At 50.0% G+C, this 414-nt stretch carries 1 protein-coding gene; it reads right to left on the bottom strand.

Annotated features, from left to right (window positions below):
• Positions 1 to 193: 193 nt before the first annotated feature.
• On the bottom strand, positions 194 to 414 hold a 221-nt coding region (locus M3636_RS29210), incomplete at its 5' end, for a hypothetical protein (protein ID WP_251384759.1).

Raw genomic sequence — 414 nt, 5'->3', positions numbered from 1 at the left:
GCTTCGTCGCGAGCCGCCGTAACTTGATCTTTGTCCTTGTTCAGGATACCCATATGATCCTCTCTTGTTTAGGTGGGAGTGCGATAAAAATACGGAATGTGCGTAGCACCCGCACACCCACGCACAAATGCGTAGGCGATTAGGAGTCCAAAACACCTAATCGCTTTACCATGTTAAAATTGAGTTCTGCGAATTATGCGGGCGCTGAGCGCAATTGAGAAGCGCTCGCAAAATCCACCACGTTATCTGAAAGCGCCGGAGCCCAAGCTGGGTCTTTCACGATAGAACACTCGATCGGCTGAATTCCGTGTGCATTTAGGAATGCCAAATGCGTGGAACCATCGAAATCTCGATACTTTTTCCAGTTAACCTGCTTCGGGCTCGTGATGTGTCCACAGGTGTGGCGTGCAGTAC

Origin of the sequence: Paenibacillus sp. MER 99-2 (assembly GCF_023714095.1) — a bacterium.
GTDB lineage: Bacteria > Bacillota > Bacilli > Paenibacillales > Paenibacillaceae > Paenibacillus.
This window is presented reverse-complemented; position numbering and strand designations above follow the sequence as displayed.